A 26,420-nucleotide genomic window follows, 5' to 3' on the forward strand; every position below is an offset into this window, starting at 1 on the left:
TTGACGGTCAGACGTCACTGATGACCTGTCCCTTCGACAGGATGTGGACCTTGTAGCCCGAAAAGATCTTCTGCGCCTCGCCGGCGGCGTAGAGGGCCTGATAGGCCTCATGCGGGATCAGCGCGTGGTTCTCGTAGCTCGACACGCCTTGGCGCGCGGCCTCCAGATCGTCGGTGTTGATGAAGAACTCCTGCGTCGTCTTCTCGCTCGAAAACAGGCCCTTGCGGCCGGGTTTCTCGGCCTTCGAATAGACCTCCTGGACGGTCCAGGTCAGCAGCCAGGCATTTTCCGGCTTGCGCACCTTGGCCAGCACGTCGCTCACCGTCGAATTGTTGTCGGTGATGCCGGCCGAATAGAAGGGGCCGAGCACGACGCGGCGCAGCTGCTTGGGGTGGAGCGGCTCGAAATCCTTGTCGAGGTTGACGGCGATCGTCGCCGGCGACAGCGTGTAGGCGGAATTCTTCTCGGTGAAGTCGTCGAAGCGGTGGGCAAGCTCAGGATTGAGCAGCCCTTCAACGGGAAGCGGAATGTCGACCTTGTCGTTGAGCTTGCCATTGCGGTCGACAAGCTGCTCGACCATCTCCTCGGAGGAATCCTCGACCGTCACCATGTAGACCAGCGGCAGGTTGGCGCTGCCGTCGAAGGTGGCCCAATGGACGAGGTAGTAAGGCCGCCCCGTCTTCGGATTGACCGAGACTTTTGCCGTCTGCGCCAATGTGAACGGCCCGAAGGTCGTCTCGCTCCTGACGCCCTCCAGATAGAGCCGCTCGGCCATCGATTTCTGCAGCGCCTCGGGGAATTCCTTGTGGCGCAGGATGAAGTCGGCCATTTCCTCGCGCAACTCGCCGGCCAACGGTATGTTGGCAAGCCGCGTATCGGCCTGGCGGCGGTCGTTTTCCAGTTCGAGCACGTTCTGGAAGACCGGAAAGCCGCTTTCGGCGCGCGAAATGCGGAACGTCTCCATGAAGCCCAGCCGATTGCGCCAGCAGGAAAAGGAGTTGTCGAGCCGCGCAATGTATTCAGCGACGATCTTGGCAACGATGCCGTGCCGGTAGAGCGGCGAGCGGTCGTCGCGCATGAACACTTCGAGGCCGCTGAGGGCTGCCGAGATCGCCGAGAAATAGCGCGCCGCCGCTTCGTTTTCAGGGGTCATGATACTGATAAGTGCGGCAATTACGACTGCACGTAGTTGGCCGAATTGTGCTTCTTCAGCACATCGTCGAAGCGGCGGGCAAAGGCATCGTCGGCCAGCTTCTTGCGGCGCTGGATGTCTGCGGTCGCCACCATGTTCTTCTCGTGCATTTCGAGGAGATCGCCAATGTGCTTCTGCGAGGCCGCGCCGATGCCGGCCATGGTCTCCTCGGCGGTGTTGTCGACCTGGCTGCCCAGCGTGTTGATCTTGTGGGCGACGTCCTGCTGGGCGGCGGTCTTCAGCGAGTCTTCCAGGGCCTTGTAGAGCACGATGCGCTGCTCGGTATCGATGGTCAGCTTGTTGATCAGCGTCGACTGCGCCGCGATCTGGTTGTTGAGCGAATCGACAAAGGTCTGGAACATCGAGGTGTAGCGCTCCAGCGTCTGGCTTTCGGCCAGCAGTTCCTGCTCCTTGGCCTGCTTCTCGTTGTACTCGGTGGCCAGTTTCGAACGCTCGCCTTCGAGCTGCGTGCGCTCCTTCTGGCTGGTCGAGGCGGCGATCTTGTTCTCGATGTCGAGCAGCATCGGGTTGAGCTCCTCGATGCGCTTCTGCACGGCCTCGAGATTGGACATGGTCGTCTTGCGGCGTTCGATCACCTGCGAGAGGCTGGCCTCGGACGTCTTGTAGCGCTGGTCGAGGACCTCTTTCTGCGCCTTGAGGATGCCGACGATGGTGTCGGACTTCGCCAGCAGCTCCTGCAGATTGCCGGCCAGCGACATGTTGCGGACACGGTCGGTGCGCATGCGCTGCTTGCTCTGGCTGGAAAACATGCCGATGAAGTTTTCCCAGCCGGTGTAGTTCTTCATGCTCTCGAATTCGGCGCCGAAGACGTTGGTGGCATCCTCCAGCCCGATGATCAGATCGGCGATGTTGCCTTCCATCACCTTCTGCTGCTTCAGCACATCCTCGATGCGGGCGTTCTCGAGTTCGAAATTGGCGTCGCCGATCTTCTTGTCGGCCTTGGCGAGCGTGTCGAGCACTGTGCCGGACTGCTCGATCTTGGAGCGCATGTCCTGCACGACCTGCTTGGTCTTGGCAATTTCGGCATCGAAATTCTGCAATGTCGCCATGGGGGCCTCCCGCTTCGGCATCTGTTTCATGTCGCGAACCGCCGCGAATATATGTGTGGCATGGGGGGAAGGGAAGGCGGAAGATTAGGAGCCGTCTTAAGGATGGCGCCGAACCCGGCACAAAAAACCGCCTCGGCGGCGGGTCACTGGCGCAATCAGTACCATGCTGGAATTATTAGCATAACTGCCGGCACAAAGCAAGAACAAACATGTGATGATCACGTTTCTTCGCACCTCCCTTTGTCCCGGTCGGGTGCCGTCACTGCTCCGGTCAGGCTTTGGTGAAGCCGATGAAATCGTCGGGCGTGGCGCGGCCCATTTCTTCTTCCCAATGGCGGCGGCAGAGCGAGACATAGACGTCCTTACCGATCGCCACCTGCTCGCCCTGTCTGGCCACCTTGCCGTCCGCGCCGAGGCGCACGACCATCGTCGCCTTGCGGCCGCAGCGGCAGATCGTGCGCACCTCGCGCAATTCGTCGGCGATGGCGAGCAGCGCGCGCGAGCCGGAAAACAGCTTGCCCTGGAAATCGGTGCGCAGGCCGTAGCACATCACCGGGATGTTCAGCCGGTCGGCGATGCGGGCGAGCTGCCACACCTGCTCCTCCTCTAGGAACTGCGCCTCGTCGACGAAGACGCAATGCACCGTCGTATGGTCGTGATGCTCGGCCATCCGGGCGAACAGATCGTCGCCGTTGCGAAACATCTCGGCTTCCGTCTCCAGGCCGATGCGCGACGAGATCAGCCCGGTATCGCCCTTGCGGTAGTGGCCGGCGACGAACAGCATCGTCGTCATGCCGCGCTCGCGGTAATTGTACGACGCCTGCAGCAGCATCGTCGTCTTGCCGGCATTCATCGTCGCATAGTGGAAGTACAGCTTGGCCATGCCGCCCTTTTGGGTGTGTTGATATTCAGGTGATGCCGGCCTGCAAACGGCGGATTCCTGCGCTCACGTACCAAAAGTACGCTCCGCTCCGGTTCTCGGAAACCACCGTTTTCGACTCGGCCTGACCTGAATCTCAACACACCCTAAGCCGAGTTGTCCCGGCGCGGGGAGGGGGCGTCCTCACATTCCACCAGAAAAGGCGCATTTCATCAAAAAAGCGGCTGGCCGCCAGAAAAGCGGCTGGAGCAGCGGGTGGCGTGTCGCTGATCGGCCAGCCGGCGCCGTTGTTCGCGATTGCCTTATCGCTTGAAACCGCACCAGAATGGTGTTTGGCTGACGAAACAAGGCGGAGATAAAAACCGTAACTTCGCTTCGCCAAAGAATCGAAATGGGAGAATAACATGTCGCGTATGAATTCCTTTGTCGCCGGCCTCGGCCTGGCGGCCTTTTTGTCCACCAGCGCGGCTTTCGCCGCCGATCCGGAAAGCTGCAAGACGGTGCGCCTCTCCGATGTCGGCTGGACCGACATCCAGGCCACAACCGGCGTCGCCTCGGTGCTGCTCACCGCGCTCGGCTACGAGCCGGAGGTGATCCAGCTTTCGGTGCCGGTGACCTATGCGTCGCTGAAGAACAAGGACCTCGACGTCTTCCTCGGCAACTGGATGCCGTCGATGACCAACGACATCAAGGACTACACCGCCGACGGCTCGGTCGAGACCGTCAGCGAGAATCTCAGCGGCGCCGGTTACGGCATCGTCGTTCCGACCTATGTCGCCGATGGCGGCGTCAAGACGCTGACCGATCTCGGCAAGTTCAAGGACAAGTTCGATGGCAAGATCTACGGCATCGAGGCCGGCAATGATGGCAACCGCATCATCCTCGACATGATCAAGGACCCGGCGGCCAATCTCGAAGGCTTCGAACTGGTCGAATCCTCGGAGGCTGGTATGCTCACCCAGGCCGAGCAGTCGATGAAGGGCAACGAATGGATCGCCTTCCTCGGCTGGACGCCGCATCCGGTGATGGGCGCCATGAAGATCACCTATCTCGACGGCATGGGCGACAGCGGCTTCGGCGCCGCCACCGTGCATACCAATGTGCGCCAGGGCTACATGACCGAATGCCCGAATGCCGGCAAGTTCATCGCCAATCTGAAGTTCGATCTGGACATGGAAGGCGAGATGATGGACGGGATCCTCAAGGGCGGCGACGCCAATACGGTCGCGACCGACTGGCTGAAGGCGCACCCGGACGCGATCACCCCCTGGATTGCCGGCGTGACCACTTTCGACGGCGGCGACGCGGCCGCGGCGGTCAAGACCGCGCTCGGAAGCTGAGCCGATTTTGCATTCGGTAACCGGAACAAGGGCAGCCACGGTAGAAAGGGCTGCCCTTTTTCATATCCTGTGACAAGATGACCGTCCGGCAAGGACGGCGCCGACAGAAGAGGGGCTAGATGGATCCGATTTCAAAATTCCTGGTCAGCTACCAGATTCCCATAGGCGCCTGGGGAAAGGCCTTCTTCACCTTCCTCACCGACAATTTCAACACCGTCTTGAGGGCCTTTTCCAACGGTCTCAATTTCCTGCTCGACGGGATGGTCGACGGGCTTCTTTTGTTGCCGCCGGTCCTGCTCATCGCGCTGATCGCCTTGCTCGCCTATGTGCTGCAGCGTTCGAAGGGGCTGGCGCTCGCCGTCTTCCTCGGACTGCTGTTCATCCTCAACCAGGACCTCTGGAAGCAGACGGTGGAGACGCTGGTGCTGGTGGTTGCCGCCGCCGCCGCCTCGATGGCGATCGGCGTGCCGCTCGGCATCTGGGCCGCGCACAAGCCGAAGGTCTACCGCTTCATGCTGCCGGTGCTCGACCTGATGCAGACGCTGCCGACCTTCGTCTACCTGATCCCGGTGCTGACCTTGTTCGGGCTCGGCAACGCGCCCGGCCTCGTCGTCACCATCATCTTCGTCATCCCGACCCCGGTCCGCCTCACCCATCTCGGCGTCACCTCGGTGCCGAAGTCGATTATCGAGGCGGGCGAGGCTTTCGGCGCCACCAAGCGCCAGCTGCTCTGGAAGGTCGAGCTGCCTTCGGCGCTGCCCACCATCATGGCCGGCTTGACCCAGTCGATCATGCTGTCGCTGTCGATGGTGGTGTTCGCTGCCCTTATCGGCGCCGGCGGCCTTGGCACCGAGATCAACCGGGCGCTCGGCTCGCGCAGGATCGACCTCGGGCTCGAGGCCGGCCTCGCCATCGTCGTGCTGGCCATCGTGCTCGACCGGATGACCCGCATTGGCGTTGGAGGCAAGAAATGACCGTCGCCGTCGATTTCAGGAATGTCGACATCGTCTTCGGCTCCGACCAAGCCGGCTCGCTCGCGCTCATAGACAGCGGCGCCAGCCGCGCCGAGATCCTCGAAAAGACCGGCAATGTGCTGGGCTGCGCCGGCGCAAGCCTCACCGTGCATGAGGGCGAGATTTCCGTGCTCATGGGCCTGTCAGGCTCCGGCAAGTCGACGCTGTTGCGCGCCGTCAACCGGCTGAACGTCGTTTCGCGCGGCCAGGTTCTGGTCAAGGACGGCGACAAGACGGTCGATGTCGTTACCTGCGACGAGGCGACCCTTCGGCGGCTGCGGCAGAAGCAGGTGGCGATGGTGTTCCAGCAGTTCGGCCTGCTGCCGTGGCGCACGGTGGAGGAGAATGTCGGCCTCGGCCTCGAACTCGCCGGCGTGCCCGAAGCCGAGCGCAAGGAACGCGTGCATCGCCAGCTCAAGCTGGTCAATCTCGACCAGTGGGCGAAGAAATATGCGCACGAGCTTTCCGGCGGCATGCAGCAGCGCGTCGGGCTGGCGCGCGCCTTTGCCACCGAAGCGCCGATCCTGTTGATGGACGAGCCGTTCTCGGCGCTCGACCCGCTGATCCGCACCAAGCTGCAGGACGAGCTGCTGCAGCTTCAGGCCGAACTGAAGAAGACCATCATCTTCGTCAGCCACGACCTCGAGGAGGCGCTGAAGATCGGCAGCCACATCACCATCATGGAAGGCGGGCGCATCGTCCAGACCGGCGCGCCGGAAGACATCGTGCTGCGCCCCGCCAACGACTATGTTCGTGACTTCATCGCCAATGTGAATCCGCTCTCGGTGCTGACCGCCTGGAACGTGATGCGCGACCGCCGCGACCTCGACCACGGCGAGGACGGCTGGGTGTGGCTCGACCGTCGCAAGACGACGCGTTTCAAGATCGACGAGCACGGGCTGGTGGTGGCTGCCGAACGCAATGGCAAGCCGGCGGTGTGGGTCTCCTGCGCCGATGTCGAGGCGCATCCGGAGGAGACGGCGCAGGTGTTTTGGGCCAATCCCGGCACGTCGCTGAAGACGGTTATGTTTGCCATGTACCGCTCGCAGACCGCACCGGTTGCGCTGTTCGACGACCAGTCGCGCTTCGTCGGCGCCATCGGCGTCAGGGATGTGCTGTCAGCGGTATTGCGGCGATAGAGGGATGCGTTCAAATTGAGCTGCCCACCCCGCTCAATCTATTGGTTTTAGCCGCATTTCTGCGACGCCCAGTGATTCCAGGCACAAGGTTGCTATACCGGCGAACTGGAAAGTCGGCGAGGATGTCATCACGGCTCCGTGTCGGAAGAGGACGCCATGAAGTAATATCCGCAGGGCTGGAAAGCGCCCAAACCCTACATCCGGATCGTGCCGCAGCCGCGCGGACAGGTGTGCAGGAGAGCGTGATCGCGAACCGAAGGTCCGCGTCGGCGAAAAGTGGCGACCGATTTTCGGGATCATGGTAAATAGAGCCCATCCCGGCTCTGTCGGAGAGGCGGGAATTCAACGGAGCATGTGGCAGAAATGATCTTCCGGCAGCTCTTCGACTCTGTCTCGGGCACCTACTCCTATCTGCTCGCCAGCCGCCGGGGCGGCGAAGCGCTGATCATCGATCCCGTGCTGGAGAAGGTCGATCGCTATCTCCAGCTCGTGCGTGAGCTCGACCTCAAGCTCGTCAAGGCGGTGGACACGCACCTGCACGCCGACCACATCACCGGCCTGGGTGCGCTGCGCGACAAGACCCAGTGCATCACCGTGATGGGCGAGCAGACCAAAGCGGACGTGGTTTCGATGCGACTTTCAGATGGCGACAAACTCACCATCGAGGGGCTTGCGCTCGACGTGATCTACACACCCGGCCATACCGATGATTCTTACAGCTTCATTCTGCCGGACCGGGTCTTCACCGGCGATACGCTGCTCATCCGCGGCACTGGCCGCACCGATTTCCAGAATGGCGATCCGCGGCAGCAATATGAATCGATCTTCGGCCGCCTGCTCAAGCTTCCCGACGAGACGCTGATCTACCCGGCGCATGATTACAAAGGCGAGACCGTCTCGACCATCGGCGAGGAAAAGGCCTTCAATCCGCGCCTGCAGGTGAAGTCGATGGAAGACTACGTCGAGATCATGAACAATCTGAAGCTTGCGAATCCGAAAATGATGGATGTCGCCGTGCCGGCCAACATGAAGGTCGGGTTTCATCAGGAAGAGATTGCGCGGCGTGACTGGGCTATCACGGCCGAGCAGGCGCTTGCGCTGGTGGGAAAGCCCGAAGTCGTGCTGATCGATCTGCGCGAGCGCTCCGAGCGAGAACGGCACGGTATCATTCCGGGGGCGCTGCATGTGCCCTATACGACGCTGCAGGAGAACATCGCCGCGGGCGGCATGCTGCATGAGCTCGCCAGGTCGACCAGCAGGCGACTGCTGTTTTATTGCGCCTTCGGCGAGCGCTCGGCCATGGCGGTTCAGGCGGCACAGGATGCGGGGATTGCCAGCGCCTGGCACATCCATGGCGGCATCGACGCCTGGCGGAAGGCGAGCGGCCCGCTCACGCGCTAGTGTGGCTGTCTGATCCCAGGCTTTGGTGATGCAATCCCCGCCGCCAGCGGCAATCTCGGACTTGTGAACGGCCGCGCCCGCCGGACCGCGGTTCGCGGGCGGCTCAAAATGGACGACCGCTTTTGCCTATGTCAGAATAAAAGCGAAATTCTTGCGCGCAACTGCCGGTTCCGATGCCTGAGATCGTCACCAAACCCAGCACTAAAACGAAGCCGAAGATCGAACGGCCGAAGCTCTACAAGGTCATCCTCCTCAACGACGATTTCACGCCGCGCGAGTTCGTGGTGACGGTGCTCAAGGGCGAATTCAAGCTGAGCGAGGACCAGGCGCGGCGGGTGATGATCACCGCGCACCAGCGCGGCGTCTGCATCGTCGCCGTCTTCACCAGGGACGTCGCCGAGACCAAGGCGACGCGGGCGACGGATGCCGGCAAGGCCAAGGGCTATCCGCTGATGTTCACGACGGAGCCGGAGGAATGAGAAGCGGTCGCCCGTAGGGGCGGCGGGCAGGGCCGCCTTCCCTTCTCCCGCAAGGAAAGAGGTGCTGCTACCGCCCCTCGCGGTACCACATCGAGCCCATGGCCAGAAGCAGCAGGCCGAGGCCGAGGAACCCGCCGAACAGCGGCACGCGCGAGACGGCCTTCAGCACGCTGTCGTCGGTGGTGCGCAGGCCGATCCAGTCGTTGCCGGTGGCCGCGCCCGAGGCGCGGACCGGGACGACCGAGGGCAGCGTCACGCCGCCGGCGAGGTTGCCAAGGGCCGATGACGGCGCCAGCCGGCGCACGCTGCCGCCGGTGGCCTCGGTCGGCGCTTTCAGCCGGCCCTCTGTGGAGACGACGTCGGTGAATTCAGGCGCGTTGACCGGGCCGACATGGGCAAGCGCCTTCAAATCGCCATTGCCGACCTGATAGAGGCCGATCTCGTTGGTCTCGATGCTGCCCAGGAAGACGCCGGGTTCGGATCCCTCGAGCTTCACGGTCATCGCTTTGCCTGACGGGGTGATGATTTGCGCCGGGCCGGGGTCGTCGCTCATCGTCTGGCGGCGGATTTCCAGCATCATGCCGCGGCCGTCGGCGATCAGCCGCTCCTCTTCGAGTTCGGGCTCCTTCATCAGCCAGTGGGCGATGCGGCGATAGAGCTGGACATGCGGGCCGCCGCCCTCGAAGCCGCGCGCCCACAGCCAGCCCTGGTCGGACAGGAACATGCCGACGCGGCCTTCGCCCTTGCGGTCGAGCAGGAGCAGCGGGCGGTTGTCGGCGCCCTTCATTACCGCCTCGCCTTCGGGGTTCTCGACGCCGATGGTGCGGAACCAGCGGCTCCAGTGCGGCGGCTCGGTGGCGGAGCCGTCGAGCGCGCGCGTCACCGGATGGCGCTGGCCGAGGTCGGTGAGGCGCGGGTAGAAGGCCTTGTCGACGACCTCGCCGGTCGGCATCGCCGGCAGCGCCGACATTAGCGGCGTGCGGGCGATGGAGCTTTCGCCGGCGTACTCCGGTCCCGCGGCGATCAGCAGCGCGCCGCCCTTTTCGACATATTCGGCGATGTAGTCGTAGTAGAGGATGGGCAGCACGTCGCGGTGCTGGTAGCGGTCGAAGATGATCAGGTCGAAATCCTTGATCTTCTCGACAAACAGCTCGCGCGTCGGGAAGGCGATCAGCGACAATTCGTTGATCGGCGTGCCGTCTTGCTTTTCCGGCGGCCGCAGGATGGTGAAATGGACAAGGTCGACCGAGGCGTCGGACTTCAGCAGGTTGCGCCAGGTGCGCTCGCCGGCATGCGGTTCGCCGGAGACCAGCAGCACGCGCAGATTCTCGCGGATGCCGTCGATCAGCGCGATGGCGCGGTTGTTGGTGTCGGTAAGTTCGCCGGGCTCGGGGTCGATGGCGAGTTCGACGATGTTGCGGCCGGCGCTGGGAATGGTCACCTGCAGCGGCATGGCCTGGCCAATGACGGCGCGCTCCACCGAAACCTGCTCGCCATTGACCGACACGCGCACATCGACCGAGCCGGCCTCATTGTTGGTGGCGATGACGCGATAGGTCATTTCGAGCGGCTTGCCGACCAGACCGAAGCGCGGCGCATTCTCGAAGCGGATGCGGCGATCCTTTTCCTGGTCGTTGCCGGTGATCAGCGCGTGCAGCGGGGCGTTGAATTCGGGTGTGCCGGCGGGGACGTCATGCACCTCGCCGTCGGTGATCATGATGGCGCCGCCGATGCGCGAAGGCGGCACGTCGCGGAAAGCGCTTTCAAGCGCACCGAAAAGCCGCGTTTCAGTGCGCTCCTCGGCGGCTTCCGACTTGCCGGCCTCGACGACGCGGACGTCGAACTGCTTGAAGCGGCCCAGGCGCTGCTGAAGCCCGGCCAGCGCCTCGTCGGTCTGCTTGGTGCGCTCGCCGATGTCCTGGCTCTGGCTGCGGTCGACGACGACGGCGACGACGCTTTTCAGCGCCTCGCGCTCTTCGTCGAGGAACACCGGGTTGAGCAGGGCCGCACCCAGCGCGAGCAGGGCGGCGAAACGGAAGACTGCGCCGCGCTGTCGAAACCACAGGCCGGCCAATGCCAGCAGCAACAGCGGCGCCAGCACCAGGCCAAGCAGTGGCAAGGAGATGAGCGGTTCGAAGGCGAGCGACCAGTTCATGGCTTACTGCCCCAGCCGTTCGAGCAGCACCGGCACGTGCACCTGATCGGATTTGTAATTGCCGGTCAGCATGTACATCATGATGTTGACGCCGGCGCGCAGCGCATAAATGCGCTGCATCGGGTCCGACGGCACGGTCGGCAAAAGCGGGTCGCCATTCTCGTCGACCGCCCAGGCGCCGGCGAAATCATTGGCGGTGATCATGATCGGCGAGACGCCGTCGCCGGTGCGCACCGGGCGGTTCTCGACGTTGCTGGCTTCGAGCGAAGCCGCGACCCAGAGCGGGCCGCCGGCGAAGCGTCCGGGAAACTCAGGCAGGATGTAGAAGGACTTGGTCAGCACGTGGTCCGATGGCACCGGTTCCAGCGGCGGCACGTTGAGATTGCCGAGGATGTCGCGCAGCCGCTCCGTCGCCGGGCTGGCCGAATCCGCGCCGATGCCGGTGGCGAACTGGTCGCGCGTGTCGAACAGCACCGTGCCGCCCTGCTGCATATAGGCATCGACGCGGGCGATCGCAGCCTGGCTCGGCATCGGCGCGGCAGGGTCGATCGGCCAGTAGATCAGGGGATAGAAGGACAGTTGGTCCTTCGAGATATCGACGCTGGCGGGCGCTCCCGGCTCGAGCGCGGTCTTCTCGATCAGGAAGCGGGTCAGGCCCTCCAGCCCGGCCTGGCTGATCGAATCGACGCTCCGTTCGCCGGTCTGCACATAGGCGATCCGGGTCTTCGAAATGTCCTCGATCGCCCGCTCGTCGCCCGGTTTGGCATCGTCGGCGCGGGCGATGTCGGTTTGGCCGACCGGGGCGCCGAGCGCAATCAGCAGGGCGGCGGTGGTTGCGGCAGCGCGGGCGCGGCGGGGCCGGCGCGAGAACAGTCCGCCCATCCAGAACACGGCCAGCGTATCGAGCACCATCAGCACAAGGGCTGCCGCCACCAGCGGACCCTTCAAATTGTGCGATTCATCGAAAGCGTACTGGACGGTGGTGACCGGCACGGTGATATGAGGACGGACCAGCGGTGCGAAGCTGCTTTCGGCATCAAGCAGATTGTGGGCAAAGACGCCGGTCTCGGATCCGTACAGGCCGGGCGGGTTCTCGAACGTCACCGGCAGCGGGCCGGCACCCGGCACCAGCGGCCGCGCATCCGGCGTCGGCGGCACCAGCGTGCCGTCGGCTGATATCATGCGGTAGGGCGCCAGCGAAGTGGCGGCGGCTTCGGCGTTGGCGACCGCGGCACCCTGATTGCGCGACAGTTGCACGATGCGCCGCAGCATCTCGACGAAGCTGCCGGAGATCGGCAGGTTCGACCATGTCGCCTCCGGCGTGACATGGAACAGGACGAGCGTGCCCTTGCCCTTCTTCATCCCGGTCACCAGCGGCGTGCCGTCGGCAAGCGTGGCCCAGGTGCGTTCGACGATGTCAGGCGTCGGCTCGGCCAGCACCTGCCTGGTGACGGTGACCTCGGCGGGCGGAGCGAGGTCGGCGAAGGGGCCGGTCTTCGGAAAGTCGGTGACTGGCTGCGGCGTCGTCCACGACAGCGCGCCGCCGAGCGAGCGCTCGCCGGTGCGCAGCCTGACCGGCAGCAGGTCGTCGTCATTGCCGGCGGCGACCAGCCGCGAGCCGGCGAACCGCACCAGCGTGCCACCATTGTCGACCCAGTCGACTAGCCTTTGCCGCACCTGCTCCGGAATGGTGCCAATATCGGCCATCACGATCATCGCCGGATTCTGGTCGAGGAGCTGCGGGATGGCGTCGGCAAGGTCGGCGCTAGACGGTTCGGCCAGATCGGCAAAGGGCTGCAGCGCCCGGCGGATATAGTACAGCGGCGACAGAAGCGGCTGCGCCTGGTCGGCCTCGGCCTGCGACAGCAGCCCGACGCGGCGGCGCTTGGAACTCTCGTCAAGCACGCGGACCGCGCCGGCCTGCCGCTCGTGGTCGAGCGCGATCGAGGCGAAGTCGTTGCGCAATTCGAACGGCACCGCCATCGTGCCGGTGGCGGTGGATTCGCCGGGTGAGAAGGTCAGCGTGGCGTCGGCGATGCGGCGGCCCTTGTCGTCGAAGGCGCCGGCGGTCACCTGAGCCGGCGCCGGATCGCCCGGCGCGCGGATGGCGGTCAGCTCGAAACCGTCCACCTGATTGTCGGCGCCGGTCAGGCCGATCAGGGCAGGCCGGTCGGAAACGGCCCAGACGACGCGCGCGGCGTTCTTCGACAAAAGCGTGTTGAAGGCGGCCTCGTCGCCTTCCGCCGCCAGACCGTCGGCGAGCACAGCGACGCTGGCGCCCGGCAAGGTCTCCAGGGTTGCCGCGACGCGGGCGTAGACGGCAGGTCGGTCGGTCGGGATCGGCCGCGGCTTTGCCGCGCGCAGCCGGTCGAGCGCGGCGGCGGCGTCGAAGGGGCCGATCTCGGCGTTCGGCTTTTCGGCGGTGAAGGCGATGATTACGGGCACGTCGTTGGAGCTGGCGTCGGCGATCAGCCGTTCGGCGGTGGCGACGCGCTGGCCCCAGTCGGCGGCACTTGCCCAGTCATTGTCGATGACCAGCGCAAGGGCGGCGCCTTCGGCCGGCAGTTTTTCACGCGGGTTGAAGACAGGTTCGGCCAGCGCCGCAACGATAAGGGCCGCCATCACCAGCCTGAGCAGCGTCAGCCACCACGGGCTCTGCTGCGGCGTCTCCTCGCGCTTCAGCACGCGGGCCAGGATCTTCAGCGGCGGGAAGATCTCGGTCTGCGGCTTAGGCGGGGTGAACCGCAAAAGCCACCAGATCACCGGCAGGGCCAGAAGGCCCCACAGCACCATCGGCGCCCCGAAGGAGAGCGGCAGCCAGCTCATGCGCGGATCCTCCCGGCTGAGCTGCCATCGACGGTCATCGCCATGTGGACACGCACCAGCGCTTCGGAGGCGAGGCGGTCGGTGTGGTTGACGGTGAAGCTCCAGCCGAGCCGCTTGCACCAGGCGGCCAGTTCCTGGCGGCGGGCGGTGTAAAGCAGGCGGTATTCATCGCCCAGCGTTTCGGCGCGGCCGGCGGTCAGCTTGTCGCCGGTCTCGGGATCGGTGAATTCGGTGCGGCCGGCATAGGGAAATCTCTCCTCGGCCGGGTCGGCGACCTCGATCAGATGGGCATGCACGCCGTGGCGGGCGAGCACGTCGAGCCAGGCGATGGTGTCCTCGACGGGATCGAGGAAATCGCTGACGATGACGATGTCGCAGAAGCGGCGGATGCCGGACAGATCGGGCTTTGCCGGCAGCTCGCCGGCATGGGCGAGCTGCGCCGCGATGCGCTCGGCGCCGTTTCGGGCGGTGAACGGATCGGTCAGGCCGGGCCAGGCGATACGCTCGCCGCTGCGCGACAGAAGCTCGGCCATGGCCAGCGTCAGCACCAGCGCGCGGGATTCCTTCGAGACGGTGGCCCCGGTCGATTTGTAGAGCATGGAAGGCGAGGGGTCGGCCCACAGCCACACCGTATGGGCGGCCTCCCATTCGCGGTCGCGCACATAGGTGTGGTCGTCACGGGCCGAGCGGCGCCAGTCGATGCGCGAGGAATCGCCTTCGACATAGGGCCGGAACTGCCAGAAATTCTCGCCGATGCCGCGCTTGCGGCGGCCGTGCCAGCCGGCGATCACCGTGTTGACTATGCGGCGCGCCTCGACCAGCAGGTCCGGAACCAGCGAAGCGCGCAACCGGCCGCGGGCGAGCGCGTCACGCGTCGCTGCCGGTGCCTGTGCCTCGCCTATGCGCGCCATCAGATCCCTTTTGCCAGTTTCGCCACCACGTCGCGCACGGTCGTGCCCTCGGCGCGGGCGGCGAAGGTCAGCGCCATGCGGTGCTGCAGCACCGGCTCGGCCAGCGCTCTGATGTCGTCGACCGACGGCGCCAGCCGTCCATCATAGAGCGCGCGGGCGCGTGCGCATAGCGTCAGCGCCTGGCTGGCGCGCGGGCCCGGGCCCCAGGCGACGTGCTTGTCGGTCTCGGCATTGCCCTGGCCGGGGCGCGCCGAGCGCACCAGATGGAGGATCGCGTCGACGACGCTTTCCGGCACCGGCATGCGGCGGATGAGGGTCTGGATCTCCTTCAGCCGCGCCGGCTGCAGCACGTTCTGCGCCTTGGCGTCCTCGATGCCGGTGGTTTCCAGAAGGATGCGGCGCTCCGCCTCGATTTCCGGATAGAGGATGTCGACCTGCATCAGGAAGCGGTCGAGCTGCGCTTCAGGCAGCGGATAGGTGCCTTCCTGCTCCAGCGGGTTCTGCGTCGCCAGCACGTGGAAGGGCGCCGGCAGGTCGTGACGGACGCCGGCAATGGTGACGTGGTATTCCTGCATCGACTGCAGCAGCGCCGACTGGGTGCGCGGCGAGGCGCGGTTGATCTCGTCGGCCATCAGCAGCTGCGCGAAGATCGGCCCGGAGATGAAGCGGAACGAACGCTTGCCGAACTCGTCCTGCTCCATCACCTCGGAGCCGAGAATGTCGGACGGCATCAGGTCGGGCGTGAACTGGATGCGGCGGGAATCGAGGCCGAGCACGATGCCCAGCGTCTCGACCAGCTTGGTCTTGGCGAGGCCGGGCACGCCGACCAGCAGCGCATGGCCGCCGGCCAGCAGCGCCACCAGCGTGCGTTCGACGACGCTTTCCTGGCCAAAGATGACGCGGCCGACACCATCGCGAACCCTGGAAATGTCGGCCAGCGCCGTCTCGGCCTGGCCGATCATGTCCTTTTCGCTGATCGGGCTTTCCTTGATCATCACGCTCATGCAGCATCGATCCTTCTCGTTGGAAATACCAGCTTGCACCTTCGACGCCGCAGGATGCCGCGATTCGGTCTGGCATGGCGCCTGTCTTTGAACTTAAATCACAGACTTAGGCTGACAAGCGGAACAACAGTGACTATTTCGTGACCATGACAGAACGCGCCGACGATCCTGAAGCGAGTCTGACGGCCGCCACCGAGGCGTACGGGCTCGAAGCGCTGATCTCGCGTGCCGCCCGCGCGGGCAAGGGGCCGGCGCCGGTGGAGCGCTGGAATCCGGCCTTTTGCGGCGATCTCGACATGGAGATCAGACAGGATGGCAGCTGGTTCTACCAGGGCACGCCGATCGGCCGCATGCCGCTGGTGCAGCTTTTTTCCTCCGTGCTGCGCAAGGACGAAGACGGCAGGACCTATCTGGTGACGCCGGTGGAAAGGGTCGGCATCCGCGTCGTCGACGCGCCCTTCATCGCCGTCGAGATGGACGTTTCCGGCACCGGCGATGGCCAGGCCATCACCTTCCGCACCAATGTCGGCGACGTGGTTGAGGCCGGGCCGGAGCATCCGCTGCGCTTCGTCGACGAGGATGCGACCGGTGGCCTGAAACCCTATGTGCTGGTGCGCGGGCGGCTGGAAGCGCTGGTGGCGCGGCCGGTCATGTACGAACTGGTCGAGTATGGCGAGGAGATCGAGGTCGGCGGCAGAAGGATGTTCGCCGTCCGCTCGAATGGCGCGGTCTATCCGATCATGCCGGCGGAAAAACTGCAGCGGCTGAGCGCGTGATGGATCAGATGTCGCCGACACCGTTTTCCGCCGAGGATTTTCGCGCACGTGTCGCGGCACAGCCGCTGGCGCATGCCGCCGATGATTATGGCGACCATCGCTTCAATCCTGGCCATCCGCGTTTGAAGCTCGCGAAGGCATTGCGCGATGCCGCCGTGCTGATCCCGGTGGTCGATCACGGACGCGACGCCACGGTTCTGCTGACCAAGCGGGCGGAAAAGCTGCGCAACCATTCGGGGCAGGTGGCCTTTCCCGGCGGCACGATCGATCCAACCGACCCGACACCGGAGGCGGCGGCATTGCGCGAGACATTCGAGGAGATTGGGCTCGGCCAGGACCGGATCGAGATCATCGGCCGTATGCCCGACTATGTCGCCGGCAGCGGCTATCGCATTGCCCCGGTGCTGGCAATGGTGCGGCCGGGTTTTTCACTGGCGCTGAATTCCGATGAGGTCGACGACGCCTTCGAAGTGCCGCTGCGCTTCCTGATGGACCCGGCTAACCACGGCCGCGAGAGCCGCATGTGGGACGACCTGGAATGGTTCTTCTACGAGATGCCCTATGGCGGCCAGCGCATCTGGGGCGTCACCGCCGGCATCATCCGCACGCTCTATGAAAGGCTCTATACGTGAGCGGCCGGGTGTCGCTCGCTGGCAGGGCCGAGTGGCTCGGCGACAAGCACCTGCAGCGCCTGCTGGCGGCGCTGGCGGACGGCGGCGAGGAGGCGCGCGTCGCCGGCGGCGCGGTGCGCAACGCGCTCATCGGCCAGCAGGTCGCCGACGTCGACATCGCCACCACTTGCCTGCCCGATGAAACCATCCGCCGCGCCGAGGCGGCGGGCTTCAAGGCCGTGCCGACCGGCATCGAGCACGGCACCATCACGATTGTCGCCGGCGGGAGGCCGTTCGAGGTGACCACGTTGCGCGCCGACGTCGAGACCGACGGGCGGCGGGCCAAGGTCTCGTTCGGGCGCGACTGGAAGGCCGACGCGGAACGGCGCGATTTCACCATCAACGCACTCTATGCCGAGGCCGACGGCACGATCGTCGACCTGGTTGGCGGCATCGCCGACATAGAGGCGCGCCGGCTGCGCTTTATCGGCGATCCGAAAGCGCGCATCCGCGAGGATTATCTGCGCATCCTGCGCTTTTTTCGTTTCTTCGCTTGGTATGGCGACGGCCGGCCGGATGCCGAAGGGCTGAAGGCTTGCGCCCGGCTCAAGGGTGGGCTCAGCCAACTCTCGGCCGAACGCGTCTGGTCCGAACTGAAGAAGCTGCTGTCGGCCCCCGACCCGTCGCGCGCCTTGCTGTGGATGCGCCAGGCCGGCGTGCTCACCAGCGTTCTGCCGGAGAGCGAGAAATGGGGCATCGATTCGATCCATGCGCTGACCAGGGCCGAGAAGGATCTGGGCTGGACGCCGGAGCCGCTGCTCAGGCTGGAAGCAATCGTGCCGCCGGACGCCCCGCGGATGAAGACGCTCACTGAGCGGCTGAAATTTTCCGTCAGCGAAGCCGGCCGTCTCAGGCAGTGGGCGCTGACAGCGCCCGTCGAGCCGAAGACGACCGAAGCGGAATTCGCAAAACGGCTCTATCGTGGCGATTACCAGGGCCTTGTCGATCGCTTGCGGCTGTCGCTCGCTTCCGCCCGAGCCCGCGCGGTCCAAGACAATGACGCGCTGCTCGAAGCCGGCGGCCTCTCGCGCCTGCTGGCCTTCGCCGGAAGATGGAAAAAGCCTGGCTTTCCGCTCAAGGGTGCGGATCTGACGACGCTTGGCGCGTCGCCCGGGCCGAAACTCGGCGCAATCCTAAAAAACCTTGAAAACGAGTGGGTCGAATCCGGCTTTGCGCTCGCTCGCGGCGCGCTCCTCAAGCGCGCCGCGGAGGCACTCGAAAGCTAGGCAAAGTCAGGCGGCGTCGCGAGCCTTTTCGATGCGCGAACGGATGGCTTCGATCATCGTCTCGCGGATGATCGTCTCGCCATGCGTCTCGCGCATATGTTCGACCGCACGACGCATGACTTCGGCTTCCTCATCGGCGCGCGTATGCCAGTCGCAACCCGGAACGAGCGAGCCGCAGTGGAATTCCTTCATCGGATTTCTCCCTTTTTCCTCCTTGGAGCGCCGCGCGCTTGCTTGAACGCGGAGCTTCAGCACCTCTGATCGACGCATGATCCTGTCGGAAACCGGTTCGGTTTTCGGGTCACGCACGAGGGGAGCAAGCATAACACGATTGAATGGGCTTTGGTTGCGGCAAAGACCGAAAAAGGCGGAGCATCGCTGCTCCGCCTTTTTTACGCTACCCCTGAGCAAGACCAGACATAGCCTCGTCTTGCTCCTGCGGGCAGGCCGTCACTTCACGATTCTGACTGCCTCGGCAATTTTGTGCTTGCCGCTCATGTCCCACGAAACGCGGACCTTTTCGCCGGCCTTCAGGCCAGGATTCTTGAAGGCCTTGGGCAGCGTAAAGGTCGATCCGTCGTCCAGAACAAGGCTCATGGCCGTTCCATCATAGGTCTTGACCGTGCCCGTGGTGTGCTTGACCGCTGCGAAGGCAGCGCCACCAGAGGCAAGAACGGCAGCAGCCGCAACCGACATAACAAGCTTGCGCATGGCATGCTCTCCTGGAAAATGAGGGCACCTGATTGGAAAGGGTGCCCCACTCAATCTTGGGCCGTCCGGTCGCGTCGGGTCACGGTTCCAGAGGAGGCGAGAACCGCCGGCGTTTCCCGGCCCGGAACGGAGAATTAGTCCTGTTTTTTCAAATGGATATTAGACGAAAAAGAAATTCCGTGCGCCCATTCACCGCCAAGATCCAGCGATTTGGACCTGATTGCGGCTCACGCCCGGCTCACCGAGATTTTACGGCCATTTCACCTCTGGCGGCAGGCTGGACAGGATCGAGGCGACGTTGCCGCCGGTCTTCAGTCCGAAGATGGTGCCGCGATCGTGAAGCAAGTTGAATTCGACGTAGCGGCCACGGCGAATGAGCTGCTCCTCGCGATCGCCATCGGTCCAGTTATCGTTGAAATTGGCCCGCACGAGATGCCCATAGACGACGAGAAAAGCGCGCCCGACATCCTGGACGAAGTTGAAATCGGCGTTCCAGCCGCCTCTGTCCTCGTCCGAATGCAGCCAGTCGAAGAAGATGCCGCCGGTGCCGCGCGGCTCGTTGCGGTGCGGCAGGTAGAAATACTCGTCGCACCAGGCCTTGAATTTCACGTGGTCGGCGACGCCAGCGTGCTTCTCACAGGCGAATTGCATGGCCCGGTGGAAGGCAACCGTGTCCGGGTCGTCCTGGGTGCGGCGACGGTCGAGCACCGGCGTCAGGTCGGCGCCGCCGCCGAACCACTGGCGCGAGGTGACGACCATGCGCGTGTTCATGTGCACGGCCGGCACGTTGGGGTTCCACGGATGGGCGATCAGCGAAATGCCGCTCGCCCAGAAGCGCGGGTCTTCCTCGGCGCCGGGCATCTGGTTCCTGAACTCCGGCGAGAACTCGCCATAGACAGTGGAGGTGTGGACGCCGACTTTCTCGAAGACGCGGCCACGCATCATCGACATGGTGCCGCCGCCGCCGCGGCCTTCGTCGCGCTCCCACGGCGTCTTTTCGAAGCGGCCCGGCGACCATGACGCCTGCGGCCCCTGCAGCTCCTGCTCGATCTGCTCGAAGGCGGCGCAGATGCGCTCGCGCAACGTCTCGAACCACAGCCGCGCCTTCATCTTCTTCTGTTCGATGTCGGCCGGCAGCCCCGCCGCTATTTCGGGTCGTTGCAAATGCTGCCTCCGGTTGTGGGGCGCGCACCCCGACAAATGACTCGTCTTTTCCGGCCGCGATCCCTAATCTCTTGGGTGTAAGGGTCAAGTGTGAATGGAGTTCTTTCGTGCGCACTCCGGCAAGACCGCCGCTGGATGGCCTGAAGAAGAGGCTCGACCGTTCGCGCGCCGAGCGCGAGCGCATGCCGCGCGACGGGTTCCTGCGTGAGACCTTCGTCCTGCCGCGTTCCGATGCGCGGCTCAAGGCGCAGGAATGGTTCGAGCGTTTCCCCAAGCAGGCCTACTGGACTGAGATCGAAAGCTGGTTCGAGCGACCGGGCGACGTTATCGAATTCACCATCAGGCGGCTGCCGGCTGCGGATTAACGAGCTACCAACAACCGCCTTGCTCCCGGGCCTTGGGCGCCCAATCGGTCTTCCTTGTTCCGCAGCGGGCACTTGTCGATCGACATGCAGCCGCAGCCGATGCAGTCGGTCAGCCCGTCGCGCAGCTTCTTCAGCTGGGCAATCTTCTGATCGAGCTGGTCGCGCCAGGCCGTTGAAAGCAGATTCCAATCCTCGCGCGTCGGCGTGCGGCCTTCAGGCAGCGATTCAAGCGCGGCACCGATCTCGGCCAGCGAGATGCCGACCTCCTGCGCGATCCTGATGATCGCCACACGCCTCAGCACGTCGCGGCCGTAGCGCCGCTGGTTGCCCGATGTGCGGTGGCTGCGGATCAGTCCGCGCGCCTCGTAGAAATGCAGCGCCGATACCGCCACCCCGCTGCGCATGGCGACCTGGCCGACCGTCAATTCCGTCACCCCAGCCATTCGAATTTTCCGCTTGACCTCAAGTTAAGTTGAGCTTGTAACGAAGAAACCCAGGACATGCAAACCGCAGGAGAAGGCAATGTGCGCCTGGGTGAGAATGACAAGAGAGGGCGCGGTCGTCAGCCGGGAAGCGGCCGTGATGGCTGCGCCCGCCGACGGTCTGCAAATCCTATCCGAGCTGCCGGATGGCCTCGCCGGCCACCATGGCGACGGAAAGCGCGACGTTGATGCTGCGCGCGCCGGGCTGCATCGGAATGATCAATCGCGCATCCGCCGCCTCGTGGACAGGATCCGGCACGCCTGCGGATTCGCGGCCGAACAGAAGAACGTCGTCGGTGGCGAAGGCGAAATCCGTGTAGGCGGTGGCGGCTCTGGTCGACAGCAGCACCAGCCGCCGCGTTTCGCTTCTGCGCCAGTTCTCGAAGGCATGCCAGTCGACATGCCGGGAAAGCCGCGCCATTTCGAGATAATCCATGCCGGCCCGTTTCAGCGCCCGGTCGGCAAGCGGGAAGCCGGCCGGTTCGATGATGTCGACCCCCAGGCCGAGGCAAGCGGCGAAGCGCAGGATTGTCCCGGTGTTGCCGGCAATATCCGGCTGGTAGAGCGCGATGCGGAGACGGTCGTTCATTTCCGCGCGTTTTTGATCCGTGGCAGATCGGCCACAGGGGTCTCGCGGTTTTGGAAATTGCTGGACTGGCGGGTGGTCATTTTCTGCGAAGTCGGTTATATGGCGGGCATTGTCAACCCGAACCGATGGAGGGGTAATTCATGATGATCATGTACATCCAGCGCCCCTCTTGTGGGCTTACCAGCCTGCCGGCGGTTTCGGTACGACGATTCTCCTGACCTTTTAGACTTCGATCGCACCGATTCTTAGCCGAAACCTTTTTCGGCCTTCGAAGGAATCCTGCGATGTTTTTCAAGTTGTCGAAGGGGCTGAACGCCCCACCTGAACACGCCTCTGTTCAATCCTTGCCGTTCGCTGGCCATTCGCCCGCGACCAGGCCGGACTCACACTTTTATCTGTATTTTCACATGGAGGACGGACCGATGTTCGATCCCTGCAAAATTCCCGGCTCAAGAAACCTGCACGAGCGCAGGATGGCGACATGGGCGCTTTTGATCGGCGAAACCTATTCGTCGGCGGTTCACGCCGAGACCCGCCGGCGCCCGCATCGCGGCATGCTGCCGGACGTCGATTTCTCGCGCGCGGTTCCCGACCGTAGCCGGCCGTCGCTGGTGCGCCGGCTCATCAGGCTGATCCGCCCTGGCGCAAAAGCCGGCGCGAAACTCCGGGTTGTCGACACAGCGCCGTCAGGATCGTTCAACGAGCCTGTCGGCGAAAATCCCGCGACGTCCTATATGGCGCGAAGCAGGATCGGCGGCCCGGATGATTCCGGGACGCCGATCCAGGACGCTACCCGCTCCCAAGACGCTGTGCGCCCCCGCGCCGCGTGAGCGAAAACAAGCATGTGAGTGCCAAGACAATGTTCCGCTGGTTTGAAAAAAAGCTCGATCCGTTCCCCGCCGAGGAGCCGGTCGAGCCGCCGAGGACGCTGATCGCCTTCTGCGTGCACTATACGCGCGGCGCCTGGCCCTACATCATTTTCGATGCGGTGCTGGTCTCGGCTATCGCTCTTGCCGAAGTGTGGATGTTCGGCTTCCTTGGCCGGATCGTCGACTGGCTGTCGGCGCAGAATCGCGAGACATTCCTTGAGACCGAGGGCTGGAAGCTCGCCGGCATGGCCTTCGTCGTGGTGTTCGCGCTGCCGGCGACGGTCTGGTTCCATTCGCTCATCAGCCAGCAGACGCTGATGGGCAATTATCCGATGCGTATCCGCTGGCAGGTGCATCGCTACCTGCTCAAGCAGTCGATGACCTTCTATCAGGACGAGTTCGCCGGGCGCATCGCGACCAAGCTGATGCAGACCGCGCTCGCCGTGCGCGAATGCGTCATCAAGCTCATCGACGTGCTCAACTATGTCGTCGTCTATTTCCTCGGCATGCTGGTCATCGTCGGCTCGGCCGACTGGCGGCTGGCGGCACCGCTTGCCGGCTGGCTCGCCGGCTATATCTTGTTGTTGCGCTACTTCATCCCGCGGCTGGGCAAGGTCGGCGAGGAGCAGGCCAACGCGCGCTCGACCATGACCGGCCGCGTCGTCGACAGCTACTCCAACATCCAGACGGTCAAGCTGTTCTCGCATGCGCGCCGCGAGGCGTCCTTCGCCAGGGAAGGCATGGCCGGCTTTCTCGAGACGGTCTACCGGTCGATGCGGCTGGTGACGCAGCTCTACGGCCTGCTCTACATCCTGAACTCGCTGCTGTTGTTTTCGGTGACCGCGATCTCGCTGTGGCTGTGGCTCGGGCAGGCGGTGACGATCGGCGCCGTCGCCGTGGTCATCGGCCTCGTGCTGCGGCTGTGGGGCATGTCGCAATGGATCATGTGGGAAATGTCGGGCCTGTTCGAGAACATCGGCACGGTGCAGGACGGCATCGGCTCGATCTCGCTGCCGCGCCTGGTCGAAGACAGGCCCGGGGCCAAGGACATTGCCGTGACCAAGGGCGAAATCCGCTTCGAGGATATCCGCTTCCACTACGGCAAAAAGAAGGGCGTGATCGAGAGCCTGTCGCTGACGGTGAAGCCGGGCGAGAAGGTCGGCATCGTTGGCCGGTCTGGCGCCGGCAAGTCGACGCTGGTCAACCTTCTGTTGCGCTTCTACGACCTTGAAGCTGGCCGGATCCTGATCGACGGCCAGGAAATCGCCTCGGTGACGCAGGATTCGCTGCGTGCCCAGATCGCCATGGTCACTCAGGACACCTCGCTGCTGCACCGTTCGGTGCGCGAGAACATCCTCTATGGCCGGCCGGACGCCAGCAACGAGATGCTGGTCGAGGCAGCACGCCGTGCCGAGGCGCTCGATTTCATATCAGGGCTTTCGGACGCCAGTGGCCGTAAGGGTTTCGATGCGCATGTCGGCGATCGCGGCATCAAATTGTCCGGCGGCCAGCGGCAACGCATCGCCATTGCCCGCGTTATGCTGAAGGACGCGCCGATCCTCATTCTCGACGAGGCGACGTCCGCGCTCGATTCCGAGGCCGAGGCGGCCATCCAGGAGAACCTCTACAAGCTCATGCAAGGCAAGACCGTCATCGCCATCGCGCACCGGCTCTCGACCATCGCGGCGATGGACAGGCTCGTCGTCATGGACAAGGGCCGCGTCATCGAGGAAGGTTCACATGAGGAACTCGTCGCCAGCGGCGGGCTCTATGCGCAGCTTTGGCAGCGCCAGTCGGGCGGCTTCCTGCTCGACGGAGGTGCGACCGCCGACGATGCCATCGTCAAGGGTCAAGCAGCGGAATGATGGCAGCAGAGTGATGGCTACCAAATGATGATTGCCGTCTATCGCTGGTTCGAGAACTGGGTCTATCCGTTCAGGGAGCCCGTGAGCCTTCGGCCACCGATCAGCGTCAGGGGGTTCCTCTGGCACTATGTCGGCCAGGCGAAGGTCGCCTTCTTTGCCATGCTGGTAATCGGCGGCATCGCGCCGCTGGTCGAGGCCGGACTCTTCTACTTCGTCGGCAGGCTGGTCGATATTCTCGACCAGCTCCCCGGCGAGCGCAACTGGGACGCGCTGTGGACTGCCGCCGGCCCCGAACTTGTCTTCATGGCCGCCGTGGTGCTGGTCATCCGCACCATCGTCGTCGGCCTGGCGGCGCTGGTCGACGAGCAGACGATCACGCCCGGCTTCTACAATCTGGTGCGCTGGCAGGCGCACCGCCATGTCTCGCGCCAGTCCTACGCCTTTTTCCAGAACGATTTCGCCGGCCGCATCGCGACCAAGGTCTGGCAGGCGGGGCAGGCGACTGGCGATTTGATGGAGAGCTTCATCGAGGTCGTCTGGTTCATGGTCGTCTATACGGTGACGACTCTGGTGCTGGTCGCCGGCCTCGACTTGCGGCTGGCGGTGCTGGTGGTGATCTGGCTCACCGCCTTCGGCTGGCTGGCAAAACGCTATCTGCCGGCCATCCGCGAGCATGCCGAGGAAACCGCTGAGGCCGGTTCGATGATCACCGGCCGCATCGTCGATTCCTATTCGAACGTGCAGACGCTGAAACTGTTCTCCGCCGACGGCGACGACCGCTATATCAGGAGTGGTTTCGATATCTATCTCGACGCGCTGCGCCCGTTCACCCGCAGGCTGACCGGCCTACGCATGGCGCTGACGATGCTGTCGGGGATCATGATCACGGCGATCGCCGGTTTTGCCGTCTATCTCTGGGTCGAAGGCTCGATCACCGTCGGCGCGGTCGCCTTCACGCTGTCCCTGGTGCTGCGGCTCAATATGCTGCTCGGCCGGCTGATGATGCAGCTCAACGGCATCCTGCGCAATCTCGGCGTGCTGGAAAACTCCAAGGCGCTGATCTCGCAACCGCTCGGCCTGACCGATGCGCCTGACGCCAGGGAGCTTGTCGTGACCGGCGGCCGGATCGACGTGAAGAAGGTCGAGTTCCACTACGGCAAGGGGTTCGGCGTGCTCAACGGCATCGATCTCGTCGTGCGGCCGGGCGAGAAGGTCGGGCTGGTCGGGCCGTCCGGCGCCGGCAAGACGACGCTGGCCAATCTGATCCTGCGCCTCTACGACCTCGAGGCCGGCAAGATCACCATCGACGGTCAGGATGTCTCCGAGGTGACGCAGAATTCGCTGCGCGCCAATATCGGCGTCGTCAGCCAGGATACCGCACTTTTCCACCGTTCCCTGCGCGACAACATCAAGCTCGGCATGCCCGACGCAACCGACGCCGAGGTGATCGCGGCGGCGAAAAAGGCCGAGGCGCATGACTTCATCCTCGGCCTGCGCGACAATCGTGGTCGCCAGGGCTACGAGGCCTTTGTCGGCGAGCGCGGCGTGAAATTGTCGGGCGGCCAGCGCCAGCGCGTGGCGATCGCCCGCGTCTTCCTCAAGGACGCGCCGATCCTGATACTCGACGAGGCGACGTCGGCGCTCGATTCCGACATCGAGGCGGCCATCCAGGAGAATCTGACGAGGCTGATGGAGAACAAGACGGTCATCGCCATCGCGCACCGACTGTCGACCATCGCGGCACTCGATCGCCTGGTGGTGCTCGACGGCGGCCGCATCGTCGAACAAGGCACGCATGACGAACTGGTCGCGCTCGACGGGCTCTACGCGCGGCTGTGGAAACGGCAGTCCGGCGGGTTTCTGTTCCACGAGGAAAGCGTGCTGGAAGAGACGCGGCCGGCGGAGTAGGGCCGGTATTTTCCGCGAAAAAACCGGAGTGGATCATGTCGGTGCGAATGCCATCGAATTTCGGACGGTCCGGCGCGCAGGAGTCGGCGCTCGACCTGCTCGGCCATGAAATCCTCGGCGAAAAGGCGGCGGCGCTCGGCCGCGCCGGCCGGCGCGTGGAAGAGACGTTGACGAGGTTGCGTGAACAAGGCGACGATGGCGAACAACGTGCCCGGCTGCTCAAGGACGCGGCGGAGGCGGTCCACGGCTATTTCATCCAGCGCGAATTGTGCGGCTTGCGCAAGCACGAGGCGGTGATCCGAGAATACAAGATCCCCAGGGTCGTGCTGGCCAGGCTCGGCGCGAAATAGATACCAGTTTGACCATGATCTCCAGCGAAAACCG

General features: G+C 64.3%; 25 protein-coding genes and 1 pseudogene. 14 read left to right on the top strand and 12 right to left on the bottom strand.

What is annotated here, in order from left to right; all coding sequences use genetic code 11:
* Positions 1-7: 7 nt before the first annotated feature.
* The 3 genes from IQ26_RS05470 to IQ26_RS05480 form a co-directional block, all read right to left on the bottom strand.
* A complete protein-coding gene (locus IQ26_RS05470) occupies positions 8-1,153 on the bottom strand; it encodes a hypothetical protein (protein ID WP_145714668.1) in 1,146 nt (381 codons plus the stop codon).
* Positions 1,154-1,173: 20 nt separating this feature from the next.
* Positions 1,174-2,262 (bottom strand): hypothetical protein, encoded by a 1,089-nt coding sequence (locus IQ26_RS05475; protein ID WP_145714670.1) that lies wholly within the window; start codon positions 2,260-2,262, stop codon positions 1,174-1,176.
* A 271-nt stretch (positions 2,263-2,533) separates the two neighbouring features.
* The gene (locus tag IQ26_RS05480; protein ID WP_145714672.1) at positions 2,534-3,145 is read right to left on the bottom strand and encodes a thymidine kinase; all 612 of its coding nucleotides are present in this window, start codon (positions 3,143-3,145) and stop codon (positions 2,534-2,536) included.
* Positions 3,146-3,546: 401 nt separating this feature from the next.
* On the opposite strand from IQ26_RS05480, the gene choX reads away from it, so the two are divergent.
* From choX to clpS, 6 genes and pseudogenes are all read left to right on the top strand, one after another.
* Complete coding sequence (gene choX / locus IQ26_RS05485; protein ID WP_145714673.1) at positions 3,547-4,482, top strand: choline ABC transporter substrate-binding protein; 936 nt, start codon at positions 3,547-3,549, stop codon at positions 4,480-4,482.
* A gap of 119 nt (positions 4,483-4,601) precedes the next feature.
* Complete coding sequence (choW, locus tag IQ26_RS05490) at positions 4,602-5,456, top strand: choline ABC transporter permease subunit (RefSeq protein ID WP_145714675.1); 855 nt, start codon at positions 4,602-4,604, stop codon at positions 5,454-5,456.
* Positions 5,453-6,634 carry a choline ABC transporter ATP-binding protein gene (gene choV / locus IQ26_RS05495; protein WP_145714676.1) on the top strand — a complete coding sequence of 394 codons (1,182 nt, stop codon included), beginning with the start codon at positions 5,453-5,455 and terminating at the stop codon, positions 6,632-6,634. The genes choW and choV overlap by 4 nt, the downstream gene beginning before the upstream one ends.
* Before the next feature lie 76 nt (positions 6,635-6,710).
* Positions 6,711-6,880: pseudogene (locus IQ26_RS40280) on the top strand (hypothetical protein); the annotation flags it as partial.
* A gap of 117 nt (positions 6,881-6,997) precedes the next feature.
* On the top strand, positions 6,998-8,035 hold the full coding sequence (locus tag IQ26_RS05505; protein WP_145714678.1) for an MBL fold metallo-hydrolase: 1,038 nt from the start codon (positions 6,998-7,000) through the stop codon (positions 8,033-8,035).
* A 173-nt stretch (positions 8,036-8,208) separates the two neighbouring features.
* Complete coding sequence (clpS, locus tag IQ26_RS05510; protein ID WP_145714680.1) at positions 8,209-8,514, top strand: ATP-dependent Clp protease adapter ClpS; 306 nt, start codon at positions 8,209-8,211, stop codon at positions 8,512-8,514.
* A 67-nt stretch (positions 8,515-8,581) separates the two neighbouring features.
* On the opposite strand, the gene IQ26_RS05515 is transcribed toward clpS, so the two are convergent.
* From IQ26_RS05515 to IQ26_RS05530, 4 genes are read right to left on the bottom strand one after another with little or no spacing between them, the layout of a single operon-like run.
* Entirely contained in the window at positions 8,582-10,669 is a 2,088-nt protein-coding gene (locus tag IQ26_RS05515) for a hypothetical protein (RefSeq protein ID WP_145714682.1), read from the bottom strand.
* 3 nt (positions 10,670-10,672) lie between these two features.
* On the bottom strand, positions 10,673-13,495 hold the full coding sequence (locus IQ26_RS05520) for a DUF4159 domain-containing protein (protein ID WP_145714684.1): 2,823 nt from the start codon (positions 13,493-13,495) through the stop codon (positions 10,673-10,675).
* Positions 13,492-14,406 carry a DUF58 domain-containing protein gene (locus tag IQ26_RS05525; protein ID WP_145714686.1) on the bottom strand — a complete coding sequence of 305 codons (915 nt, stop codon included), beginning with the start codon at positions 14,404-14,406 and terminating at the stop codon, positions 13,492-13,494. Before IQ26_RS05525 ends, IQ26_RS05520 begins: the two co-directional genes overlap by 4 nt.
* Positions 14,406-15,410 carry an AAA family ATPase gene (locus tag IQ26_RS05530; protein ID WP_145714688.1) on the bottom strand — a complete coding sequence of 335 codons (1,005 nt, stop codon included), beginning with the start codon at positions 15,408-15,410 and terminating at the stop codon, positions 14,406-14,408. The genes IQ26_RS05525 and IQ26_RS05530 overlap by 1 nt, the downstream gene beginning before the upstream one ends.
* Positions 15,411-15,556: 146 nt before the next feature.
* Here IQ26_RS05530 and IQ26_RS05535 point away from each other — a divergent pair, with 146 nt between their 5' ends.
* Genes IQ26_RS05535 through IQ26_RS05545 form a run of 3 tightly spaced genes read left to right on the top strand, consistent with a single transcriptional unit; the run spans position 15,557 to position 18,083 of the window.
* Entirely contained in the window at positions 15,557-16,186 is a 630-nt protein-coding gene (locus IQ26_RS05535; RefSeq protein WP_145714829.1) for a DUF1285 domain-containing protein, read from the top strand.
* Complete coding sequence (locus IQ26_RS05540) at positions 16,186-16,818, top strand: CoA pyrophosphatase (protein ID WP_145714690.1); 633 nt, start codon at positions 16,186-16,188, stop codon at positions 16,816-16,818. Before IQ26_RS05535 ends, IQ26_RS05540 begins: the two co-directional genes overlap by 1 nt.
* Positions 16,815-18,083, top strand: coding sequence for a CCA tRNA nucleotidyltransferase (locus tag IQ26_RS05545; RefSeq protein WP_145714692.1), 1,269 nt, complete (start codon positions 16,815-16,817; stop codon positions 18,081-18,083). Before IQ26_RS05540 ends, IQ26_RS05545 begins: the two co-directional genes overlap by 4 nt.
* 6 nt (positions 18,084-18,089) lie before the next feature.
* On the opposite strand, the gene IQ26_RS05550 is transcribed toward IQ26_RS05545, so the two are convergent.
* From IQ26_RS05550 to hemF, 3 genes are all read right to left on the bottom strand, one after another.
* On the bottom strand, positions 18,090-18,275 hold the full coding sequence (locus tag IQ26_RS05550) for a DUF1059 domain-containing protein (protein WP_126034401.1): 186 nt from the start codon (positions 18,273-18,275) through the stop codon (positions 18,090-18,092).
* A 258-nt stretch (positions 18,276-18,533) separates the two neighbouring features.
* Positions 18,534-18,794: a DUF1344 domain-containing protein gene (locus IQ26_RS05555; protein WP_145714694.1), complete on the bottom strand. Its 261-nt coding sequence runs from the start codon at positions 18,792-18,794 to the stop codon at positions 18,534-18,536.
* Positions 18,795-19,043: 249 nt separating this feature from the next.
* A complete protein-coding gene (gene hemF / locus IQ26_RS05560; RefSeq protein ID WP_145714696.1) occupies positions 19,044-19,958 on the bottom strand; it encodes an oxygen-dependent coproporphyrinogen oxidase in 915 nt (304 codons plus the stop codon).
* A 107-nt stretch (positions 19,959-20,065) separates the two neighbouring features.
* Between hemF and IQ26_RS05565 the strand changes: the two genes are divergently transcribed.
* The gene (locus tag IQ26_RS05565) at positions 20,066-20,323 is read left to right on the top strand and encodes a hypothetical protein (RefSeq protein ID WP_126034398.1); all 258 of its coding nucleotides are present in this window, start codon (positions 20,066-20,068) and stop codon (positions 20,321-20,323) included.
* Here the strand turns inward: IQ26_RS05565 and soxR are convergent.
* Positions 20,320-20,766: a redox-sensitive transcriptional activator SoxR gene (soxR, locus tag IQ26_RS05570; protein ID WP_145714698.1), complete on the bottom strand. Its 447-nt coding sequence runs from the start codon at positions 20,764-20,766 to the stop codon at positions 20,320-20,322. The genes IQ26_RS05565 and soxR overlap by 4 nt on opposite strands.
* Before the next feature lie 169 nt (positions 20,767-20,935).
* Positions 20,936-21,394, bottom strand: a complete 459-nt coding sequence (locus IQ26_RS05575; protein ID WP_145714700.1) for a tRNA (cytidine(34)-2'-O)-methyltransferase — start codon at positions 21,392-21,394, stop codon at positions 20,936-20,938.
* Positions 21,395-21,816: 422 nt separating this feature from the next.
* Between IQ26_RS05575 and IQ26_RS05580 the strand changes: the two genes are divergently transcribed.
* The 4 genes from IQ26_RS05580 to IQ26_RS05595 are packed head-to-tail and all read left to right on the top strand — an operon-like array spanning position 21,817 to position 26,386.
* Positions 21,817-22,224 carry a hypothetical protein gene (locus tag IQ26_RS05580; protein WP_145714702.1) on the top strand — a complete coding sequence of 136 codons (408 nt, stop codon included), beginning with the start codon at positions 21,817-21,819 and terminating at the stop codon, positions 22,222-22,224.
* Between the two features lie 29 nt (positions 22,225-22,253).
* On the top strand, positions 22,254-24,128 hold the full coding sequence (locus IQ26_RS05585) for an ABC transporter ATP-binding protein (protein ID WP_145714831.1): 1,875 nt from the start codon (positions 22,254-22,256) through the stop codon (positions 24,126-24,128).
* A gap of 24 nt (positions 24,129-24,152) precedes the next feature.
* On the top strand, positions 24,153-26,036 hold the full coding sequence (locus IQ26_RS05590; protein WP_145714704.1) for an ABC transporter ATP-binding protein: 1,884 nt from the start codon (positions 24,153-24,155) through the stop codon (positions 26,034-26,036).
* A 35-nt stretch (positions 26,037-26,071) separates the two neighbouring features.
* On the top strand, positions 26,072-26,386 hold the full coding sequence (locus IQ26_RS05595; RefSeq protein WP_145714705.1) for a DUF6665 family protein: 315 nt from the start codon (positions 26,072-26,074) through the stop codon (positions 26,384-26,386).
* Positions 26,387-26,420 lie beyond the last annotated feature (34 nt).

This window comes from Mesorhizobium tianshanense (genome assembly GCF_007830515.1).
Classification (GTDB): Bacteria; Pseudomonadota; Alphaproteobacteria; order Rhizobiales; family Rhizobiaceae; genus Mesorhizobium; species Mesorhizobium tianshanense.

Bases quoted from the DNA above. Each gene is read 5' to 3' on its own strand.
- IQ26_RS05470 (WP_145714668.1), bottom strand. From the start codon at position 1,153: ATGACCCCTGAAAACGAAGCGGCGGCGCGCTATTTCTCGGCGATCTCG.
- IQ26_RS05475 (WP_145714670.1), bottom strand. From the start codon at position 2,262: ATGGCGACATTGCAGAATTTCGATGCCGAAATTGCCAAGACCAAGCAG.
- IQ26_RS05480 (WP_145714672.1), bottom strand. From the start codon at position 3,145: ATGGCCAAGCTGTACTTCCACTATGCGACGATGAATGCCGGCAAGACG.
- choX (WP_145714673.1), top strand. From the start codon at position 3,547: ATGTCGCGTATGAATTCCTTTGTCGCCGGCCTCGGCCTGGCGGCCTTT.
- choW (WP_145714675.1), top strand. From the start codon at position 4,602: ATGGATCCGATTTCAAAATTCCTGGTCAGCTACCAGATTCCCATAGGC.
- choV (WP_145714676.1), top strand. From the start codon at position 5,453: ATGACCGTCGCCGTCGATTTCAGGAATGTCGACATCGTCTTCGGCTCC.
- IQ26_RS05505 (WP_145714678.1), top strand. From the start codon at position 6,998: ATGATCTTCCGGCAGCTCTTCGACTCTGTCTCGGGCACCTACTCCTAT.
- clpS (WP_145714680.1), top strand. From the start codon at position 8,209: ATGCCTGAGATCGTCACCAAACCCAGCACTAAAACGAAGCCGAAGATC.
- IQ26_RS05515 (WP_145714682.1), bottom strand. From the start codon at position 10,669: ATGAACTGGTCGCTCGCCTTCGAACCGCTCATCTCCTTGCCACTGCTT.
- IQ26_RS05520 (WP_145714684.1), bottom strand. From the start codon at position 13,495: ATGAGCTGGCTGCCGCTCTCCTTCGGGGCGCCGATGGTGCTGTGGGGC.
- IQ26_RS05525 (WP_145714686.1), bottom strand. From the start codon at position 14,406: ATGGCGCGCATAGGCGAGGCACAGGCACCGGCAGCGACGCGTGACGCG.
- IQ26_RS05530 (WP_145714688.1), bottom strand. From the start codon at position 15,410: ATGAGCGTGATGATCAAGGAAAGCCCGATCAGCGAAAAGGACATGATC.
- IQ26_RS05535 (WP_145714829.1), top strand. From the start codon at position 15,557: ATGACAGAACGCGCCGACGATCCTGAAGCGAGTCTGACGGCCGCCACC.
- IQ26_RS05540 (WP_145714690.1), top strand. From the start codon at position 16,186: ATGGATCAGATGTCGCCGACACCGTTTTCCGCCGAGGATTTTCGCGCA.
- IQ26_RS05550 (WP_126034401.1), bottom strand. From the start codon at position 18,275: ATGAAGGAATTCCACTGCGGCTCGCTCGTTCCGGGTTGCGACTGGCAT.
- IQ26_RS05555 (WP_145714694.1), bottom strand. From the start codon at position 18,794: ATGCGCAAGCTTGTTATGTCGGTTGCGGCTGCTGCCGTTCTTGCCTCT.
- soxR (WP_145714698.1), bottom strand. From the start codon at position 20,766: ATGGCTGGGGTGACGGAATTGACGGTCGGCCAGGTCGCCATGCGCAGC.
- IQ26_RS05575 (WP_145714700.1), bottom strand. From the start codon at position 21,394: ATGAACGACCGTCTCCGCATCGCGCTCTACCAGCCGGATATTGCCGGC.
- IQ26_RS05580 (WP_145714702.1), top strand. From the start codon at position 21,817: ATGTTCGATCCCTGCAAAATTCCCGGCTCAAGAAACCTGCACGAGCGC.
- IQ26_RS05585 (WP_145714831.1), top strand. From the start codon at position 22,254: ATGTTCCGCTGGTTTGAAAAAAAGCTCGATCCGTTCCCCGCCGAGGAG.
- IQ26_RS05590 (WP_145714704.1), top strand. From the start codon at position 24,153: ATGATGATTGCCGTCTATCGCTGGTTCGAGAACTGGGTCTATCCGTTC.
- IQ26_RS05595 (WP_145714705.1), top strand. From the start codon at position 26,072: ATGTCGGTGCGAATGCCATCGAATTTCGGACGGTCCGGCGCGCAGGAG.